This window comes from Pseudomonas sp. F01002 (genome assembly GCF_004402115.1).
Lineage (GTDB): Bacteria > Pseudomonadota > Gammaproteobacteria > Pseudomonadales > Pseudomonadaceae > Aquipseudomonas > Aquipseudomonas frigoris.
In genome coordinates this window covers 78704-78921 of the sequence record NZ_SOPU01000023.1, presented here as the reverse complement: position 1 = coordinate 78921, position 218 = coordinate 78704, and the positions used below count along the sequence as shown (strand labels likewise).

Here is a 218-nt window from a genome sequence, read left to right as displayed (position 1 = left end):
GCGCTGAACAATAACGCCAAAGCGACTGGAGCCACGGATTTCAATAGACGCATATCGACACCTCTTTGAGTTATTGGATTTTTCAGGTGATTGTTTGGTGTTCTCTATCCCTGTGGGAGCGGGCTTGCCCGCGAAGAGGCCGGCACATTCAACATCTCGGTTGACTGACAGGCCGCCATCGCGGGCAAGCCCGCTCCCACAGGGGATGTGTGATGCCA

Annotated in this window: 1 protein-coding gene (cut by a window edge); it reads right to left on the bottom strand. The window is 55.0% G+C overall.

The window, feature by feature from the left end; translation table 11 throughout:
* Positions 1 to 53 carry the beginning of a polyamine ABC transporter substrate-binding protein gene (locus tag E3W21_RS19535; RefSeq protein WP_134421521.1) on the bottom strand. The gene continues 1042 nt to the left of window position 1, outside the view, so 53 of the gene's 1095 nt are visible here — the first part of the coding sequence; its start codon is at positions 51 to 53; its stop codon lies off the left edge, out of view.
* Positions 54 to 218: the final 165 nt, after the last annotated feature.